Here is a 2,501-nt window from a genome sequence, read left to right on the forward strand (position 1 = left end):
CGAGGGGCTGCGCCGTTGGCCGGAGACTTCCTGGCGCTGCGCAATGCCCGTTGTGGAAGCGTTCTCACAACAATGCGACGCAACACGCTCTCCGACCAAAGTCCGCGAAAAACGTTATCTGGTTCACATTTTTACACCGCGTTGATCTTGATCAATGGACTTGTCGTAATCGGCCTGCACAATGGCGGCCCGTTCGGCACGGCGCGCCGTCAATCGATGCAGCGCGAGGGGGCGTCGGGCGGGAGCAGTACTGATCCAACGGGTACAGGGAGCGCGGGGAACTGCCACTGGGGAGCGGCAGCCGCGCAGGTACCGACCGGATCCGGTCGCCGGTTGCGTCTGCGGGGATGGGGACGCAACCGGCCACCTCTATCTGAATGGGGAAGCTCGATCACGACGTCTTCACATTTCCCGCTGAACGCGGGCAAATCGTTGTGATTCATGGTGTTAGGGGTTTTAATTCATCCATGACCTGCTAACCTGCGACGATGATTCGACGCACTCTGGCCTGCATGCTCACCCTCGGCCTGGTCGCCTGCGCGACCCAGCCGAAGTCCCCACCGTCTTCGCCCCAGGCCAGCAGTACGCCGCGCCAGCCCGCCACCAAGGCCCACGGCCCGGCCGAAGCCGCTCCCGAAGCGGCCGCTGCTACAGCGCCGCCGGTCGATCTCACTCCGGTGCCGTTCGAGGTCGCACGGGCCCGCTTTGTTGCCGATACGGCCAAGCGCTATGGGCTGAAGCCGGAGCAGATCAGCAGCGTGCTGGATCAGGCGCAGGTGCGCCAGCCGATCATCGCCGCCATGTCGCGCCCGGCCGAACGGGTCAAACCGTGGAACGAATACCGGCCGATGTTCATCAGCAAGGCACGCATCGATGGCGGCCGCGCGTTCCTGGCCCAGCATCGTGCCGAACTGGATCGCGTGCAGCAGCGCACCGGCGTGCCGGCCGAAGTGATCGTGGCGATCATCGGCGTGGAGACCAGTTACGGGAAAAATGCCGGCAATCACCGCGTGCTCGATGCGCTGTACACGCTGGCGTTCTACTACCCGCGCAGTGGCGACCCGGCCAAGCTGGAACGCGAAGTGCGCCGCGAGCTGTTCTTCCGCGATGAGCTGGCCAAGCTGTTCGAGCTGGGCCGTGAGGAAAAGCTGGACATCACCACGCTCAAGGGCAGCTATGCCGGTGCGATGGGCATGGGCCAGTTCATGCCGTCCAGCTATCTCGATTACGCCGTGGACGGTAATGGCGATGGCCGTCGCGACCTGTTCACCAGCTACGACGATGTGTTCTCGTCCATCGCCAATTATTTCGTGAAGAAGGGCGGCTGGGTCCGTGGTGGCCAGGTGGCCGTACCGGCCACGCTGGCGCCGGGTCGCGAGGAGTTCAACCCGACCGAATGGATGCCGACCTGGTCGCTGGCCGACCTGGCGCAGCGCGGCTACCAGCCCAGCGCTGCGGTGCAGCCGGGCGCCACCGCAACGCCGATCACGCTTGAGGGCAGCACCGGCAAGCAGTACTGGCTGGGCTTCCAGAATTACTACGCGATCACCCGCTACAACCTCTCGAAGATGTACGCGATGGCCGTGTTCCAGTTGTCGCAGGCCATCGCCGGACAGGAGCTGCCCCCGGCATGAACATCAGATGGCTGGTCCCGAGCTTGATCGTCCTCGCGCTGGCTGCCTGCAGCAGTGCGCCGAAGAAGCCGGCCACGACCGGCCACGGTGGCAAGCCCAGCGGCACGGTGGTGCAGGGTCGCGGCTCGCGCCCGGCGCATTGCCCGGAGGGCTCGCCCTATGCTGCGGCCAAGGAAGACCCGAACACGCGCGGCAACTACACCGCCGGGGGGCTGTACAAGCCAGGCGTGCGTGACAGCACCCCGGACTACATTCCCAACGTCGCCTGCATTCCCGAGCCGGAAGTGACCGCCGAAGAGCGTTCGGCCATCGGCAACAAGTCGCCGTACGTGGTGCTGGGCAAGTCGTACAAGGTGCTCGACGACACCCGCAACTATGTCGAGCGCGGTACGGCCTCGTACTACGGCGCCAAGTTCCACGGCCGCCTGACCTCCAACCGCGAGGTCTACGACATGTACCAGTTCACCGCCGCGCACAAGACGCTGCCGCTGCCCAGCTTCGCCCGCGTCACCAACCTGGACAACGGCGAGTCGGTGATCGTGCGCGTCAACGACCGTGGCCCGTTCCATGATGGCCGCGTGGTCGACCTCAGTTATGCCGCCGCGGTGCGGCTGGGCATCACCCAGCGCGGTACCGGCAACGTGGAAGTGCGTGCGCTGCAACCGGGCGAGAGCAACCTGCTGGCCCAAAAGCCGTCGCGCCGCGAGCGCCGTGCCGCCGAAACGGCTGTCGCGGCGGCCAGTACGCGCCTGGTAACGGCTGCGCGTGCCACCGCCGACAGCGACATTGATCGCCTGGTCAAGCGCCTGCCGGCCGACGCCATGCCTGCGCGTGGCCAGCCGGCCACCACCCAGGGCGTGGCCAGCG

The 2,501-nt window shown here is 66.1% G+C and carries 2 protein-coding genes; both read left to right on the forward strand.

Going from position 1 to position 2,501, the window contains the following annotated elements; translation table 11 throughout:
• Positions 1-488: 488 nt before the first annotated feature.
• The gene (gene mltB, locus N5E02_RS20805) at positions 489-1,634 is read left to right on the forward strand and encodes a lytic murein transglycosylase B (RefSeq protein ID WP_005419390.1); all 1,146 of its coding nucleotides are present in this window, start codon (positions 489-491) and stop codon (positions 1,632-1,634) included.
• On the forward strand, positions 1,631-2,501 hold an 871-nt coding region (locus N5E02_RS20810; RefSeq protein WP_279946723.1), incomplete at its 3' end, for a septal ring lytic transglycosylase RlpA family protein. The genes mltB and N5E02_RS20810, both read left to right, overlap by 4 nt.

This window comes from Stenotrophomonas sp. GD03777, from assembly GCF_029842485.1.
Taxonomy (GTDB): domain Bacteria; phylum Pseudomonadota; class Gammaproteobacteria; order Xanthomonadales; family Xanthomonadaceae; genus Stenotrophomonas; species Stenotrophomonas sepilia.

What these genes read in the sequence shown, in the direction of transcription:
- mltB (WP_005419390.1), top strand. Translation starts at nt 489, where the DNA reads ATGATTCGACGCACTCTGGCCTGCATGCTCACCCTCGGCCTGGTCGCC.